The 16,020-nt window shown below is 57.9% G+C and carries 18 protein-coding genes; 12 read left to right on the forward strand and 6 right to left on the reverse strand.

Features of this window, described 5'->3' with window-relative positions; translation table 11 throughout:
* The first annotated feature begins 29 nt into the window (after positions 1-29).
* From AC1DYO_RS21675 to AC1DYO_RS21690, 4 genes are all read left to right on the forward strand, one after another.
* A complete protein-coding gene (locus tag AC1DYO_RS21675) occupies positions 30-338 on the forward strand; it encodes a hypothetical protein (RefSeq protein ID WP_477266548.1) in 309 nt (102 codons plus the stop codon).
* A 332-nt stretch (positions 339-670) separates the two neighbouring features.
* Entirely contained in the window at positions 671-868 is a 198-nt protein-coding gene (locus tag AC1DYO_RS21680) for a hypothetical protein (protein WP_477266549.1), read from the forward strand.
* Positions 869-1,379: 511 nt separating this feature from the next.
* Positions 1,380-1,742 (forward strand): sunset domain-containing protein, encoded by a 363-nt coding sequence (locus tag AC1DYO_RS21685; RefSeq protein ID WP_477266550.1) that lies wholly within the window; start codon positions 1,380-1,382, stop codon positions 1,740-1,742.
* Positions 1,743-1,797: 55 nt separating this feature from the next.
* Positions 1,798-2,055, forward strand: a complete 258-nt coding sequence (locus AC1DYO_RS21690; RefSeq protein ID WP_477266551.1) for a DUF982 domain-containing protein — start codon at positions 1,798-1,800, stop codon at positions 2,053-2,055.
* Positions 2,056-2,076: 21 nt separating this feature from the next.
* On the opposite strand, the gene AC1DYO_RS21695 is transcribed toward AC1DYO_RS21690, so the two are convergent.
* The 3 genes from AC1DYO_RS21695 to AC1DYO_RS21705 form a co-directional block, all read right to left on the reverse strand.
* Positions 2,077-2,340 carry a hypothetical protein gene (locus AC1DYO_RS21695; protein WP_477266552.1) on the reverse strand — a complete coding sequence of 88 codons (264 nt, stop codon included), beginning with the start codon at positions 2,338-2,340 and terminating at the stop codon, positions 2,077-2,079.
* A 438-nt stretch (positions 2,341-2,778) separates the two neighbouring features.
* On the reverse strand, positions 2,779-2,988 hold the full coding sequence (locus tag AC1DYO_RS21700) for a hypothetical protein (protein ID WP_477266553.1): 210 nt from the start codon (positions 2,986-2,988) through the stop codon (positions 2,779-2,781).
* 11 nt (positions 2,989-2,999) lie between these two features.
* Entirely contained in the window at positions 3,000-3,179 is a 180-nt protein-coding gene (locus tag AC1DYO_RS21705) for a hypothetical protein (protein WP_477266554.1), read from the reverse strand.
* Positions 3,180-3,279: 100 nt separating this feature from the next.
* Here AC1DYO_RS21705 and AC1DYO_RS21710 point away from each other — a divergent pair, with 100 nt between their 5' ends.
* The 3 genes from AC1DYO_RS21710 to AC1DYO_RS21720 all read left to right on the forward strand — a co-directional run bounded on the left by AC1DYO_RS21710 (position 3,280) and on the right by AC1DYO_RS21720 (position 5,033).
* Positions 3,280-3,600, forward strand: a complete 321-nt coding sequence (locus AC1DYO_RS21710; protein ID WP_477266555.1) for a hypothetical protein — start codon at positions 3,280-3,282, stop codon at positions 3,598-3,600.
* A 189-nt stretch (positions 3,601-3,789) separates the two neighbouring features.
* The gene (locus tag AC1DYO_RS21715) at positions 3,790-4,254 is read left to right on the forward strand and encodes a hypothetical protein (RefSeq protein ID WP_477266556.1); all 465 of its coding nucleotides are present in this window, start codon (positions 3,790-3,792) and stop codon (positions 4,252-4,254) included.
* 116 nt (positions 4,255-4,370) lie between these two features.
* Entirely contained in the window at positions 4,371-5,033 is a 663-nt protein-coding gene (locus AC1DYO_RS21720) for a DUF2971 domain-containing protein (protein WP_477266557.1), read from the forward strand.
* Between the two features lie 136 nt (positions 5,034-5,169).
* On the opposite strand, the gene AC1DYO_RS21725 is transcribed toward AC1DYO_RS21720, so the two are convergent.
* The gene (locus AC1DYO_RS21725) at positions 5,170-5,880 is read right to left on the reverse strand and encodes an SOS response-associated peptidase (protein WP_477266558.1); all 711 of its coding nucleotides are present in this window, start codon (positions 5,878-5,880) and stop codon (positions 5,170-5,172) included.
* Positions 5,881-5,970: 90 nt separating this feature from the next.
* Here AC1DYO_RS21725 and AC1DYO_RS21730 point away from each other — a divergent pair, with 90 nt between their 5' ends.
* From AC1DYO_RS21730 to AC1DYO_RS21750, 5 genes are all read left to right on the forward strand, one after another.
* Entirely contained in the window at positions 5,971-6,267 is a 297-nt protein-coding gene (locus tag AC1DYO_RS21730; protein WP_477266559.1) for a hypothetical protein, read from the forward strand.
* Positions 6,268-6,793: 526 nt separating this feature from the next.
* Positions 6,794-7,909: an MrcB family domain-containing protein gene (locus AC1DYO_RS21735; RefSeq protein WP_477266560.1), complete on the forward strand. Its 1,116-nt coding sequence runs from the start codon at positions 6,794-6,796 to the stop codon at positions 7,907-7,909.
* A gap of 687 nt (positions 7,910-8,596) precedes the next feature.
* Positions 8,597-9,613: a DNA-methyltransferase gene (locus tag AC1DYO_RS21740; protein WP_477266561.1), complete on the forward strand. Its 1,017-nt coding sequence runs from the start codon at positions 8,597-8,599 to the stop codon at positions 9,611-9,613.
* A 77-nt stretch (positions 9,614-9,690) separates the two neighbouring features.
* Positions 9,691-11,631, forward strand: coding sequence for an McrB family protein (locus AC1DYO_RS21745; protein ID WP_477266562.1), 1,941 nt, complete (start codon positions 9,691-9,693; stop codon positions 11,629-11,631).
* 118 nt (positions 11,632-11,749) lie between these two features.
* Positions 11,750-13,603: a DUF2357 domain-containing protein gene (locus tag AC1DYO_RS21750; protein ID WP_477266563.1), complete on the forward strand. Its 1,854-nt coding sequence runs from the start codon at positions 11,750-11,752 to the stop codon at positions 13,601-13,603.
* Here the strand turns inward: AC1DYO_RS21750 and AC1DYO_RS21755 are convergent.
* Entirely contained in the window at positions 13,600-14,886 is a 1,287-nt protein-coding gene (locus AC1DYO_RS21755) for a hypothetical protein (protein WP_477266564.1), read from the reverse strand. The two genes, AC1DYO_RS21750 and AC1DYO_RS21755, sit on opposite strands and share 4 nt — an antisense overlap.
* Positions 14,883-15,494 carry a hypothetical protein gene (locus tag AC1DYO_RS21760; RefSeq protein ID WP_477266565.1) on the reverse strand — a complete coding sequence of 204 codons (612 nt, stop codon included), beginning with the start codon at positions 15,492-15,494 and terminating at the stop codon, positions 14,883-14,885. Before AC1DYO_RS21760 ends, AC1DYO_RS21755 begins: the two co-directional genes overlap by 4 nt.
* Between the last annotated feature and the right edge of the window lie 526 nt (positions 15,495-16,020).

The raw sequence follows: 16,020 nt of genomic DNA on the forward strand, positions 1-16,020 counted from the left end.
CGAGTCTTATGCGGAATGCTTGCGTAGCCATGGCGGCGATGCTGACGATTAGTGGTTGCGCGATGACGCTGCCGGTGAGGGGCCAGTCGGGTGATGGGTCGGAGACCTTCACGGGGTCGGCCACCGGCCAAATCGACGGAGCCGGAACGCTTTCCATTGTGAGCAACAAGGGCCGCACCTGCAAAGGTGACTTCGTCTATACGACAAACCGCGAGGGCAGCGGCACGTTCACTTGCAGCGACGGCTCAAGCGGCCCCTTCACATTTGTTTCGACGGGCACTCGCGGGACCGGCTCGGGCACCCTTGGAGGCAAGCCCTTCACGTTCTCGTTCGGATGAGCGGTCCGGCCCCGCGCTACTTGCATAGTCGGCTCACACGCGGCCTGCTTGGCGGCGGCCTCGGCTGCTTAATTGGTCTTAGCACAGGTGTTGTGGCATTGGGCGGCGGCGTGAATGGAGCTTTAGTCTTCGGCCCCATTGGCTTCGTCATCGGGTGGCTAATGCCTGGGAAAGGGAGCGCCCCGCAATCACCAAGGGCTGAGGCCCAACAGGCACCCGACCCCGTTGAAAGCAGTGCTGCCCCACGAAGCGACTTTGCGCGACTGGAAGACTCTTTGAACGATATGGTCCCGGTGGCCGCCCGTGCTCTGTGCTCGATTTGGAATCTTCAAATGAAGCTGCTGATCGCGGTTGGCCTGATGCCGCACCTGGTGCGCTACCCTTGGCTGCTGTTCGGCACCGCCTTCGTGTTGCTCGGGGTGGTGTTTCCGCTGGGGATCGTTTTCACGGTGACGGGCGTTGCCGCGATGCAATACGGCGCGGAGGCCAAGAGCAACTTCCTGGTCAACCTGGAGCGCCCGACGAGTTGACCGGACTAGGTGTGTCCCCACCCAATGCCTACCCCATGGTCCTCCGGGCCTTTGAGGCGAGACCCCAAACGCTCGGTACGGGATGTGGGTGTGGTGCTAGCCGTTGTGGCGGGAGACCCCAGGCACCGCGTGATGGACGGGCCTTCGGCCGCCAAGGTGCTGGGAACGAGATTCCGTTTGGGGAGTGACTGGGAGGAGGCCCGGTTGGGGATTGGCTTCCCTCTCCTTCCTCTTCTAGGCGGACTTGCCGCCAGTCTTTCCGGTACTCAAGGCAGTCAGTTTGAGCACTACCAACTGGCGGCCGAATGGGACGGTTTGCAGTGGGCCGATGAAGGCGAGGATCGCAGTCCCTCTCAGCTGAAGTAGTCTTGATGCCGCGAGCGCCTAAGGCCACCAGGGGGCCACTCCTACCCCATAGGGGGGGAGTTATCGCGATGTCGTGTCCCCGCCGTTGTCCGCCTCTTCTGGACTTCTAACCCTAGTGGACGCATTCTATGTTCGGGGAGAGGCGATGAGCAGAGTGGTTCATCCCAAATGGGCGAGACGGCGAAAGCCATTTTGGCGCTCGCTCCTAGCTGCTCGGTTTACGATAGTGCTTGCGCTACTGGCGATTACGTCAGTCGCCTATGTTGCGACCAACGATCAGCCGCACCTCCCGCGCGTTCATTACTCCGGAACTCCATCGAGCGTTGTGACAGTCCAAAAGGCGGGCTGCGACATCAAGGGCAACATCAACGAACGGGGCGAGCACATCTATCACATGCCAGGCCAAGCGTATTACTCGGCTACTCGCATCAACCCTGCAAGAGGGGAGCGATGGTTCTGCTCGCAGTGGGAGGCATGGTGGGCCGGTTGGCGAAAGGCGAAGGTATGACGGCGGCAACCGCCTTGAGCCCGCTCGTCGTGTTCGATAGTAGCGAGTAGCCGCCATGGCTCTCCATTGGTTCAATCCTCCGGTCCCTGTAAGCGGCGAACGCGCCGGCATGACGCACAACGTCAGCAACGTCGAGGCAGCCTCCGAACTTCTCCTTCAGTGGACCAAGCGTGGGCCTAGCTGGAACCTCGCGGTGCGCGTCTGTATGGCCTGCCTGGCCGATCAGGCGACACCTCAGGAGGTCCGTAAGGCGTTCCGAGCTGCCGCGATTGAGGAGGGGAAGCTCCGCACCGCTCATGAGGGGGCTGACTGAGTATCTGCGAGCGATGCTAGATCACTCCATGTCGGGCACTTCGCCACCCACAAACAGCGTTGTCGGTTCCCCGTATTCGCCCAGCGGTGGGTTAGCATCCCGTGACCACGCAATGACCCCGGCATGTTTCCCCGCCAAGCCCTTCGCGGTTCTTATTGCCCGCTCCTCGGTCTGCTGTTCAGCTGGTCCAAAGACAGGCTGAAGGTCGCCGCTCTCATCGCGGTCGAAGGCGGTGACAACGATCAGCTTGGGCATCTTCGGCTGCGGGAGGATGTTTTCTGACATGCTGCATGCCCTTCGTTGGAGTTCTTTAATCCGACCCGCCGCGCTGGCGTCTATGCCACCCACGGCTGAAGCCGTAGCTCACCGCAGGAGCCCATAGCGCCACCTCACGCTCCAATGTGGCATTGGCGACTAGAAGCGCCTTCACTGCCTCTCGGGCATCCCCGCCGCATGTCGCAATGACCTCATCGGCGGCAAGCTCCCAGTTCGTCCCCGGAGGATCGCCTTGCTGTTGCTCGGCTGGCATTACTTTGTCTCACAGGTGTTTCTCACCATCGCCACGATGCTCAAAACAGAACCAATGCGGTGCCTGCTTTGGCTTTGCAAAACCCCAGCCGGCATCCCTGCTGCAACCAAGTCGCTCGCACCAATGATGCTGGATGCCGGGCGCCGTGACGTGTTCGGGCCCTTGAAGCGTGCCCTCGTCGCTCACGTCCGCCATCACCCCAAGACTACCGGAGTATCGTCATAGCTGACGGTTGCCACCTCCGGATGCCGGTGAGCTATGGCGAGTATCTTGGTCTCAAGCTCACAGTTGTAGGCCATAAGCGCCTTCACGGTCTCAAGGGGGCTATCGTAGCGTGCGATCAGCTTCACCGCTTCCGAGTGCAATTCGGCTTTGGCTTCTGCGTCCAGATGCATGATGCCCATGGCCGGTCCTCCTATCGAGCCGCCCGGCGTGGTGCCGAACGCGCGTCAAGCTGGACCTGAAGACGACCGTTGAGAACAATCATTTCCTTGAGCGCCTTCATCACGTCGCCCTTGTGGACGGCAACGAACCTATCGGCGACGGCTTGAAGGGCAGCCTCTTGCCGGCTGCCCAGTGTCACGATGTGGTCCATAGCAATCACTCCAACGCTGCGTGGCCAGCAGTGAACAAAAAGAGAACGTATATGTCAAGGTCGAATTGACTCCAGGAGGAACAGATTCCTATTCTGGGTGATGCCTGACAATGACGGAAGACGAAAGCGTGGCGGCGCTTGGAAGCTCAGCGATGCCCATGAAATTGGGCAGTTGGTGATTGTCCGGTGCGGGCTCTGCAGTGTCAAACGCTGGTATCAGCCGGGGGACCTCAAGGAAATTTTCGGAGACATTGATGCTGAGTTGGTGGGAAGCAAAATGAGTTGCGAACGGTGCGGCAAGAACGACTGCATGCATGCCGAGACGCAAAACCCAACGGCGCGGGAGCGGCAGGCCATCCGGGTTAGGCGGCTTGCTGAAATTCGGACGGTGCGTCGGATCATCTGGAAGGATACGGAATGAGGAAAGCTGCTTTCGGCCTGTTCCCGTAATCAATGACGCGCACGATGGATGACTGGATTGAGCCCGAAGCGATTGCGTGGTGTACGACACGCTGCTCTTGCGCCGACTACACCATAACGAGTACCAACGCCTCGGCATGCCTGGTACACGAGTGGCGGTCCCACTGGGTACTATGTGGAAAGGTCACTCGTGCATCCGAGGTTTCAGCAAATCATCGAAAGCCTTCACCCGTCGTATGAACGGTTGATGGCGATGGAGCCAATTTCAGAAGCGGCGCCGAAAGATAAAGTCAACGGCGTCTACCTGTTCTCAGAATTCGGCAAACACCTCTACGTCGGACGGGCCAAGAACATCACTAACCGCTACGACTGGCACTGCATTCCCGCGTCCGACCACAACCGAGCAAGCTTCGCATTCAAGTTGGCGCGTGAGGCAACCGGCAACCCCACGCCGAGCTACCAGAAGGGCGATAAGAGCCGGGCCGGACTAATGCTCAATCCTGACTTCATGGCCGCTTTCAAGGAGGCCAAGGCACGCATTCGCCGCATGAGTTTTCGGTACGTATCGGAGCCCAACCCCACACGCCAAGCGTTGCTCGAAGCGTACGTCTGTATCGTCCTCCAGACGCCCTACAACGACTTCGATACCCACTAGCCAGTACTTCTCCGGCCTGTCTGGAGAGCGTTGCCGTCGATTAGAAAAAGACCAGAAAGGGTCGAGGGCTGCCTAACTCTATGAAGATCACCGAAGAGTAAGAACCCGGAGTCTCGATGCTTCTCTACCGCTTCCTTGACGCAAAATACGGCCTCCTTGCCATCAGGGAACGCCGTCTCCGGATTTCGCGCATTAGTGAACTGAACGACGAGTTCGAATTTATCGGGCTGGCTCTGAAGCGGAGGGCCGACCGAATCGAACTCCGCAGAGTGCGTGAACACGTGAACAGCCATACTGGGATCATCTGCATGAGCAAACAGTGGTCACATCCCCTCATGTGGAGCCACTACGGGGCGAGCTACACAGGGATCGCCCTTGAGTTCTTTACGTTTCCCTCACGGGTCCGCGAGGTTGAGTACGTTACGAAGCGCCCAACCTTACAGACCTTTGGGTGCAAGAGCTTGGAAGACGTCAGTGAGGATCATCTGAACCGGCTGTTTAGGTTGAAATTCGACGCTTGGCAGTATGAGGAGGAATATCGGTTCTTTCTTCCGCTGGAGAACGCAGAGGAGATAAAGCGCAAAGTGCATTACTTCCTACCGTTCTCTTCACACCTTCAGTTGAAGTCGGTCATCGTGGGGCCGCGAAGTGCGGTAACGCGCTCTCAGGTAGCCGAGGCGCTGGGAGGCGTGGCTGATTCGGTTGAAACCTATCAAGCGCGGGCCGACTTTGACGATTTCAAAGTTGTCAGGAACATGCAGGAAAGCATGTGGAAATAGGGGCGACCTCCACAGGGCAGCGGAGATGCCGCTAGAAGGACAAAATCGACGCAATGTCCATTGTTGGTGGCGCAAATCGGTCATTCAGCGCTTGCGCTAGATGTCTCATCGAAGATGCTTCATTGCCGTCCCAGCCCTAGAACAGCGAGCCTTGCGCCGGCGCCAGAGGTGCCTGTTGCAGGAACTTGATTTGAGTGGCCGGTTTCTCGACAATCACAAGGGCATGATCCGGCGCCGTACGCTGTAGCTGCTTCGCTTCCGACCAAGGTGCCGTAAGCCACGTCTCCGTCTCCTCTTGCGTCCGCAGGATCACAGGCATGGCCTTCGCGTGGATCGGTCTGATGAGGGCGTTGGGTTCGGTCGTTAGGAAGCCAAAAACCTCGTGGTCGCCGGGACCGTCTTTAACCTTGCGGACCCCATGCCAAGGCGTCCACAGCCCAGCGAAGAAGAACAGTGGGCGGTCTTCGTTGATGGCGAACCAGTAGTTCTTTTTGACCCCGGTTTCGGGGTCCTTCACGTCAACCGGGCTAGGCTCCGCGAAGCTCGTCACAGGCACGACGCAGCGATGCTCGACACCCAAATATTGCTGCCAGTAAAGGTAGTTCGTCTTGCGTATGTTCTGCCTACCGGAATCGGCCTTGCCTTTGACCTGATCGGGCTCGGTCGGCATTCCCCAAAGCAGGTTGGCAAGCTCCCGCTCCCCGTCCAGCGCATTGCGGACCACCGGGCCAGGGCGGTTGGGGTAGATGTCTATCGACGGCTCAAGGTTCCCCAAGATGTCCCGCAGTGTGCCAGTCCACTGGCGGACGGCTTCCTGTGACGTGGTGATGTTGTAGAGGTTGCACATGGCTGGGAATGTGCCTCAAGTATCTCCTGTCCGCTAGGCCGCGCGTGGAGGTCATTGAACTAGTTTCCTAACTCGCCTAAAGCTCGCCCCATGACCTATCTGGCGATGATTCTCGGCTCATTTCTCGGCTCCATTCTTGACGTTTGGATGGTGATACCCGTCGTCGTCGGCCTCCTGCTGCCCCGCTGGCTATGGCTGTCCCCTCTTGTCGCAGTCCCCGTGGTGCTGACTATCCAGTTCCTAAAGGTGAAGCTGATGGGCACCCCTGAAGCAATCTTACTGATGCCGCCGATGTTGCTCGGAGCGTACCTCGCGACCCTCACCGTTTTGGCAGCGGTGCTTTGGTTCAGAAGGACCAAGGGTCAGTCACTCCCTGATCCCCGCTAGGCGGCTCGCATTGGGCGACGGTCGTTTGTGGGCTTCAGCAAGGTCCGGTCCTTGCCTAGAACTCGGGCACCGGCTTGTCTCTGCACCCGAACTTGCCGCCTGTCCCTGAATCCTTGATGCTCTCGTTGTAGAAGGGGCCTTTGGATTCCGCCGCTAACAGCGCGGACACGGTATCTCGGTCAATCTCACAGTACCAAACCTGCTTAAGCCGAATGAGCATATGGGCCATGCTCGGCGTTGTAGCAGGCCCGCTTGAATACTCTACTATCGAGCTCCCCGGTGCATTCGAACTTGGCGAGGTCCACGGCACCGCGATACTCCACGTCCCCGGTCTCGGCGAGGAGCGACCTGGAAGCCGCCACCGGAAGCGCTAGCGCAAGCGCCGCCACCGAACTTGCTCTTAGCTGCGTTTGCCGCGCAAGCACCCCGTGGGGACACGATAGGGTAGCGTAGGTCGATCACGCATGTTCGATTGCGAAATTCAACACGACTCAGATAGTTTCCCAAAAGTCGAGGGGGGGTGACGATGCAAAGCTTATTTGAGCAGGTGTGTGATCTTCAGCCACAATACTCTGAGAAGAACACAGCCGTTATGTCGATGCGCGGCTCTTTAATTCGTAACGACATCCCTACCTTCCTGGGTTCGCATCGAGCCGAAATAGCAGGAGCGCTAAATCTGGAGCCGAGCGCCTTGGGGATCGAGGGGCGAGACGGCACCGGTCTTAAAAGCCGTGTCCCGTGGGTTCGATTCTATTCTGAGGTCCTTTCGCCTGCGGCACACGTGGGTTGGTATTGCGGCTATCTATTTAGGTATCAAGGAGACGGCGTATACTTGATCCTATGTCACGCATCCACGCGGTGGGAATGGCACAATCCGCGCCCCAGGCCCATTCGGGAGATTCAGCAATTAGTCGACTGGGGCCGGGGCATACTGAAGGATGAAATCTGGCACGATCCCGCTTTGACCACACCGGTGGATTTGACCGGGACAAATCGGCTTGCCGAGGCTTACGCACGGTCAACGTGCATCGCCAAGTTCTATCCCCGTTCCGCTATCCCTACGAGCAATGAACTAATGTCGGATGCTCTCAGTTTTGCGGGTTCGCTTCGCAGAATCTATGAAGCCGTAGGACTTGGGCTCTCCCCGGACGCGGCGGAGCTGCAAAGAGAAACCATAGAGGCCGCCATTGCGGCATTTGACCGTGGACATCCAAACGCCGGCACTGGCCAGGGCTTTGGTCTGACTGGTGCGGAGCGCAAAGCAGTAGAACTTCGAGCAATGGAGCTTGCAAGACAGAAGTTGGTCGATCTGGGCTTTCAATCCATCAAAGACAAGAGTGCTAAACATTCCTGGGATTTCGAGGCCATGCTTGGCCAGAACACCTACCTTATCGAAGTGAAGGGGACCACAGGGCAGGCATCAAGCGTCATATTGACCGCAAAGGAGGTAATCGCTCAGCGAAAGGCRTGGCCCCAAAACGCGTTGATCGTCGTCGAGAACATCCAGCTTGCCCGAGATGCGAAACCAAAGCCTATCGCCAGTGCAGGCGCCGTTCGAGCGCTTGTTGGGTGGGATATCTCCGAAGTCTCGCTTAAACCACTGGCCTATCAATACGCAACGCCTGGCATTGGTTGGCATTAGGTCGACGGAGCGGACTCTCAAACCTCTATTTGCCTGACAGGAAGCGGGTGTGTCGAAGGCCATCCGTTGTTCACTTGGTCGGGCGATCTGAAACTTAAACCTGCGATCAGCGTCGTTTGGCAGTCAAGTATCGGAAGCCTGCGAAAGCGAGTCCGACTGCCATTGCGGTTGGAAACGAAAGCCCAACCAGCCCCACGAGGGCAACAACGATCCAAGCCCCTGGAACGTCAAGTTTCATGAGATAGAGCCCGACAAGGAGCAACGGCGCACTGCCTAGCGCCATCAGCATCCAGAAGGATACAAGCCGGTCAATGGTAGTTTTCTTCGGTGGATCGCGGAAGCTCATGGGCGGATGAACCATGAAGCGAACAAGGTGGCAACCCCCATGGCACCAATTGGGCGACCTTCTGGCCAGACCACCATTTAGCTAGCAGCTTCGGCCCTGAAACATCATGGATGGTATGGACCAGCGAGGCCGTTCAAGTACCCCCCGCTTTTCACCCAGAGTCGCACGCATCGGCCTTCCCCCGCTTGGGCTGTACCCATAGACTTCTCAAGCCTGATTCGTTTGCGACGGGCCGCTCATGTCAAGACGCGCTTACACACCGCCAGTGCGTCACTTCCTGGGCAGTCAGTCCGCCCGTGAATCATCGAACCGCTTGGGCTTTCCGTGAAAGAACCAGTTGAATGGGGAAAGTAGTGCTAAAAATCGTGGCTGGAAAAGATGTTAGCCAAACCAAACGGGCGCGTGCAGAGCCTTTAGGAACACCCAACACAAAAGCAAACAATGCGATGCATCCGCAGATCGTGGATGATGATGTGTTTTTATCGCCCGTGCTGAAGAGAAAGGCTTACTACGCCGACGAGCATTCCATTATCCTAAATATGGACGTCACCGAGGCGCTTGCGCTACTCGCTAAGCAGCGGATGATGGTCAATTGCATCGTTACCTCCCCCCCATTCTACGGTCAGCGTGATTATGAAGTTGATGGACAGATTGGGCTGGAAGAACACCCCAAAGAATTCATCGAAAAACTGGTCGCAACGTTCAACGCATGCGAGCCGATTCTCGCCCCAAATGGAAGCATGTGGGTCAATATCGGCGACACCTATTGGAGCGGTAAAGGAGAGCACAAAAGCGGGGAAGCGAAACAAAACTCACGTCGCTTCGGTATCCGTCCTCAGGATAAGAAGGGTGACGGGAAATGGTGCATTCCGAAGCAACTTCTTCTGATACCACATCGCTTTGCGATAGCGATGCAAGACGAAGGCTGGACCGTAAGAAACGACAATGTGTGGCTTAAGCCTAATCCTATCCCGGATCAGGTACGCGACCGTTGCTCGATTTCACACGAGTACGTTTTTCATTTTGTCAAAGAGCGGTGGTATTACTTCAACAAAGAACAAGTCGGCAGGGTTACCGATGCTGGGTCAGTTCTTCCGCCTTTGGACACTTGGGAGGTGCCACCCGTTCGGGGGCTACACCATGGGCACAAGGCGCGGTTTTCAGAGGAGCTTGTACGAATTCCTATTCTCGCCACCACACCTGCCCGGGGTGTCGTGCTTGATCCCTTCTCTGGAAGCGGAACCAGCTTAGTTTTTGCGCGAAAGCACGGGTTTCGGGCCATTGGAATCGATATCAAGAAAGAATTCTGCAAAATGATGGTCAAAAATCTTGAGAAGAGTGCTGGCGGAGTGAACTAGTGGCGACGTATCTTTCGGCACAGCGAATTGCGAGGTCGATAAAGCAGCTTGGCGAGTCACGTGCCAAGAGGACACCCTTGTTCGATTTCATGATCGTAAAGCGCACGTTGGCAATCAAAGGCGCTGCAAGCGTCGCTATAGCGGAGTCCGAACCGGCGTTCCTCGAAGCGCTGCAAGAGATCGGCGGCGCCGACCTTGCCGACCAGGATCATTATTACTTTAATCCGTTCGCGCTCCTGGAGGCGGGCAAGACCGGCTATCGGCCGGTTCGGTATCGCTCCAACGGTACGAATTCGACAATTTCAGGCACACCATGGCGCGACGTAATCGACCTCACAAACGAAAAGCCCCGTAAGGCCAGTCTCGCAGTCGGTCACGAGGTCCTGCTACCCAAGCTGGCGCTAACATCCGACACACGTAAGCCTCTGCCCAATGTCACTGAGGCGGCTGTTTGGTTCTGGCGGGGGCAGGACCTCGATCCCTTGCTCGCCGGAGCTACAACCGACGCCGATCGCCTTGGGCGGCTGCGAGACGGGTTTGTCAGCAAGATTGGTCTCACGCCTGGCGAATTAGCGGCTGTATTCGACGACACCGTGGACGTTACCGGGACGGACGATGGTGGACCATTTGTCGCCAGCCGCCCTGACCCTCAAGACTATCTGCCGACCAAGGTGTTGCCGGCCGGTGAGACGAAGGAAGAGAACCTTTCCGAGGTTTCCTTTGGGCTCGTTGCCGCACTTGCGGCCAAGAACTTCGCTATCCTGACTGGACCATCGGGTACAGGAAAGTCTCGCGCTGCGTTAAAGCTTGCCGAGGGGTTGCAGCGATACCATACGGGCCATATCGAGGGCGCGATATTTGAGCTTGTCGCCGTCGGCCCCGATTGGACCTCGCCGAAGCGCCTCCTAGGCTTTCGCACACCCTTCGGCAAGGAGCGGAAACTCGCCGACGGCACCTCCTCTCACGAGAGTTATGAGATCACAGATACAATACGCTTGATCCTTCGGGCCAGTCATCCGGACTCAGCCGACATTCCTCATTTCCTTATCTTTGACGAGATGAACCTATCCCATGTCGAACGATATTTTGCCCCCTTTTTGTCGCTCATGGAGGCGGCAAATATCCTGGATGCAGAGAGCGGAATTTCGCTGATAGGCGCTGATGATCTCAAGCTCATTGCTGCCGTTTTGGAGGCCGACAACTCGGGTAGTCGCGAGGCGTCCGCAGCCACGGCTATGCTTGCAGAGGGACGTGACTTCATCCTCCCCGCCAACTTGTTTTTCATAGGCACTGTGAACGTAGACGAAACCACGTATATGTTTTCGCCCAAGGTTCTCGATCGTGCTCATGTTATCGAGCTGAACGCAGAACGCCCTAGCGATTACCTTCTTGCGGCCAGCCGAACCGAGCCAGGCGGCACAATCAATATCGGCCACGCAGACGTTGCGCTAAAGCGAGGAATTGAGGCTCGTGAAACCCAAAAGTACGCAGTAGGCAATCCCGCAACTATTCTCGACGGCTTGGTGGATTCCGGCTTTACACTCCAGGAGCTCGAAATGGTCCGAGCCGGCATCGTGGTGGCTCTGGATGGAACCTACGATCTTATCTCGCCCGTGGGCTTCTCTTTCGGATACCGGATATCAAAGGAGGTGTTCATCTTCATCGCGGAATGGATACGCACCAAGCTACTAGGCGGAGTTGAAAAAGCTACAGTGCTGGCAACTTGGCAAGAAGCCTTGGACAATGCCATGCTGCAAAAAGTCTTGCCGAAGATCCACGGAAATCGACGCGCCTTGAGCGATAGCCTTCGCGCCCTGTCAGCTTTCTATTCCGGCAACGATTCCGGTTCGACACCGAGCGCGAGCTACACGCTGGGTCTTGGCACAAAGGTAGAGATACTACCCGCGAGGAAGCTGACGATTGCTGGCTCCGCTGATCAACTCCCGCTGTCACGGCGAAAGCTGGATGCAATGCATGACCGCCTTCATGCGACCGGCTACGTATCATTCGTAAGCTGAGGTGATGACTACTCCTCTCCATAGAGTCCGCTTTTCGTGGGGGGCGAGAACCCATCTCGAGCTAGAATGGTCGAAAGGGAGTGGCAGACAAATCCCCGTGCTTCCCGAAGCGTCGCAGATGACTTTCGCGGAGGAGGAGGAAGATTTAGACGAGTACGCTGTTCGTGGAATTCCAGCAATATGCTGGCGTGGAGACTCTGATGTTCTTTTCGAGCGCTTCCAGCTGAGGGAGAACACAGAGTACTTTGTCGATGTGACCCTGCCGAAGTCGATAGATGATTTGCTACGCGACCAGCCAAATGTCAAAGGCTGGCCATTTAGAGAGCGGCTGGCGACAGTTTTCCGAAGTGATCCTCCTCGCCGATGGCGGGCTAACGACGACGGCAGCACGACCATATCTGGGTTGCTGCGATTGCGAAGCCATGCGGGCATCATTGACCTAAGCGTCTCGGACGACGCGCCCTTCGTGGCTGAAGTTGTATGCCGCAAGATCGGGTACCTCGAAGAATTCCGGGCGTTGCTGGATGAGGTCGCCGAGGAATTCTCGGAACTCCTGCTGCAATACGACAGCCCGGTTAGCGCCTCTTTCAACCTAGCGGACGTGACACCTGAAACGGAAGCAGCTCTACTTTTCCAGCTACGTCACACGATGGCCGAAAGGAACCTACCTGTTGCATTGGACGAGATAAGGCGGTCCTTCCATTCACGGTTGGACCAGTGGCAGGCGACCGAGGATATCGGATCCGTTCAGGAGCCAGATATTGCGGCCTTCATCGAGGAATTTGAGGCTTCAACCGTTGTAAAGGCGGGGCCTTTAGCGGGCGTGTTTCGCGGGTATAGTCCGAGAGAGTTCCCCGTCATCGAGACACGCGAGACCATAGACACAGCCGAAAACCGCTACGTCAAGTTCTTTTTGGAAGAGCTCCAACTCATAGCGCAGCGCCTCGCAGGAAGCCTCGCCCACAACGGCAGAACCGCCTCATTGCGCGAGGTCGAGGGCTGGATTTATTCCCTTGATGAGGAACTTTCTGCAGGACAGTGGCGAAGGATAGGCACATTTACAAGTTTCCCATCTAACTCTCAGGTCCTACAAAAACGGAGAGGCTACAGGGAAATATTGAAGCTGGACCTCTCCTTAAGGATGAGCCTCGAACTGCCTTGGAAGCGGGCCGAACAGCTAGCCGACGGCTTGATTGGGGACATTCGCCCGGTAAGTGAATTGTACGAATACTGGTGCTTTTTTCTGCTTCGGCGAACGCTGGCGGAACTGGCCGAGGCGGAGCTGCCAACTGATGGTTCTCTGATCGACATAACCGAGAACGGTCTTCAGGTGCGGCTACTCCGGGGGAAGCGCAGCCGGGTTAGTTACCTCTATCGAAGGGAAGCGTCACGGTCTTTGAAGATGAACCTCTTCTACAACCGGATATTCCCGCGCCCGACGCGCGGCCTTTCCACCTGGTATGGGAGCTACACTGCCAAATTTGATCCCGACTATAGCATTGAGATCGTAGTTGACCGTGATGGAGAATCGCAAAGGCATTGGCTGCACTTTGACGCGAAATATCGTCTCGATTCCGTAGACATCGCGGAGCTGTCCGAAGCTAGCGGCGTTGGGGCGGAGGAGACAGAGGATGCTGGCTATGAGGAAGAGCTAACGCGGGTTCACCGGCAGGACGATCTTTTCAAGATGCACACCTACCGCGATGGAATTCTTAGCAGCCGAGGCGCTTATATTCTATTTCCGGGAGACGGTTCATCGACCAAACTCGAGGGCAGGAGAAGAAATCTGTTTGTTCGCCATCCTTCGGCTTTTGACGGGCCGCCGAGTTACCTTTTCCCTAGTGTTGGCGCCTTCGATCTCTGCCCTGGCCGAGATGCAATTCAAAGACCCCTAGTTCGTGAATTCCTCCGTGGAATCCTGGATGCGGTCTATCAGGGGAAACCGTACCAAGAGGAGACCGGCCTGTTTTAGCAGGAGCGATTTGCGAATGGCGCGGGGAGGGGCTTTAATTGTACCGGAAGCTTGCTGCCGGTGATTTCAGTGGAAGCCTCAGCCATTGCTCTCATCGCTAGATCGGACTTTGAGCGCGGCACCATGATTCCGTCATGCATCGGCAGCGCTGGGACGCCCTCCGCCCTGAGGGAGCGCAGTGCGGCGACCAGGATGCAGCTCTCGGTGAACATGAGCCTGAGTCCAAGCGCCGTGCCGAACATGGGGGCTATAGCGGGGTGACGCTCCGCTAGGGCTTCGCTGAGCCGCTTGGCGTTCCACTCTTTGCCTGCTGCCTCCCGGACCTCGCTGGGCAGCCGGCGCATGGCCCCACGGCGGCAGAGAAGCGCGGATAGACCCATTTTGGCCGCCGCTCGCGGCAGGCCCCCAATGCCCCCGTATGGGTCGCCCTGGGGCAGCGCCGAGCCGACCTCCAAGTAAGCCAATTGAGGGAACATGGCGGTGAAATCCAAGTCCGCCACCTGCTCGTCATTGACTCGGAGGAGATGCCGTTGGGTCCTGGGAAGGTTCATCCAAAAGCCGCCATAGAGCCGCCCGTGTTGGTCGAATGCGCGGGGTGCATCTGGGTGCTCAATCTGGAAGCGGCGGGTGAGGAGGATGGGGACCGGGGACGGGCTGCCTTCTAGCCGGATGTCGGTTTTGTTGAGGAACGCATTGATGGCCGTCATGTCCGCCCGTATGGCGATTGTTTCGGGGGTGTCGGCGTAGTCTAGGAGGAGCTTGCTCCGGCCCCTCCCAGTGGAGGCCTTAAGGATGACGGTCTCGGCACCCGCCTCCCGCCCAAACGCCTTCGGGCCAAGCCCCAGGTCCGCCGTCATGTTGCGAAAGAGCAGTGACGGCTCGATGGTGGACCGCTGCTGGCCTCGCCCGCCGCGATGCCGGGTGAGGAGACCTAAAGCCTCCATGCCGCCCACGAGCTTGGTGACTACCTCGCATGGGAACCTGGGCCGGTCGTAGCGGGTCGTCTGGTTGTTCCTTGCGGAGATGGCCAAGCGGGTGCCGGCAGGATGGTGGAGGACCAGGAAGGCCAGGCTGGCGATCAGATTCCCTGTGATTGCCTTGCGGCGCTCCGTGGCATCCCGGCGCTGCCGTGTCGGCGTGGGAGAGTTCCGCTCCATGTTAGCGAAGATGGTGGCAGCGAGGGCTTGGAGGGCTGGACATACAGAGGTCAGCCACGGGTCGTGGTGGATGTCGCGACCTGGGGTCTCCTCGTCGGTATCGGGCACCTGTGCTTCTGTGGTCATGGCCCCTCCAAGGCGATGGTGAACGGCCGCGGAATTTCGCATGCCTGGATGGAGCCCAGCGTTAGGTCGCCAAATGACGGGTTGGTGGAGCGTTGGTACTCCAAGCCTGCCAGGCGGGCCGGCCCTTGAGCGATTGCCGTGGCTATGCCCAGGCGGTTAGCAGCGGTGGGTTTGTTACCTTGCTGATATTTCCAAGCGCCCTCGTCATGGCTGATGGTGATCTCCCTAAGCACTTCGTAGCCAGAGAATGGTTTGCGCATGGTGGTCTGACCCATTCGCCGCATAGCCGCCCGGATATGGCCTCCTGGCCCGATATATGCTCCTAGCTCCGCATGAGCTTGAACGAAGATTTCCAAGCCGATGGGCACTACCGCCAACAGGCGCCGAATGCCCAAGGCAAGCATCGGGACCCCGTTGGTGGTGTGCCCAGCGCCCCACAAGACGCCCTCCCCGTCCTGCCCCGCCCAGACGACGCCATAGGTGCCAAGCTGAAAACTCCCCACTGCCGGCACTTTCTTCTGGGGCTCGTGCCAGGCGGCGACTGCGGCGGAGATTGCATGCGGGGAGTTGAGTTCTCCGGGGGCGAATCCGTACTTTGAAGCTGTCATGTCCGTAGTTCCTTATTGGTCGGGGCGTTAGGGGATGATGGCATGATCGGCACTGCTGCCGGGTGGTGGCTGGCGGCGCACGACCGCACCGGCCTTGGTGAGGCTCCATTTGGTCGGGCGCTGGAGGTTGGTTGGCGGCCCGAGGAAGGCCTGGGGCTGCAGTCTGCTGCCGCGCTTACAGTCTTCTAGAGCTAGATACGGCTGGGGAGCGGGCATTGGGCCGAGCCATGTGGTCCTGCCCGCCGCGACTGGAATGGTCCACCGATACGATCTCTCGCGGGTGGGTATTATTCCACACAAGAAGCGCCAGCGTCGCCCATCGGATGGCGGAGCCAGCTATTCCGCTCCTCAAGTACACGCCTTTGCAGGCCCCGGCAGGGCCAGCGACTTATCAAGTACGAGGGAATTGTGGGAATCGTTTCGGCTGAAGGCATATCAAGTACGTGGGCTATTCGTCGGGCCGCTACGTCCTCATCAAGTACAAGGGCTATCAGCGGCTAAGGGCGCTTTTCAAGTACGTGGGAAT

Source organism: Mesorhizobium sp. P2_F5 (assembly GCF_056403715.1).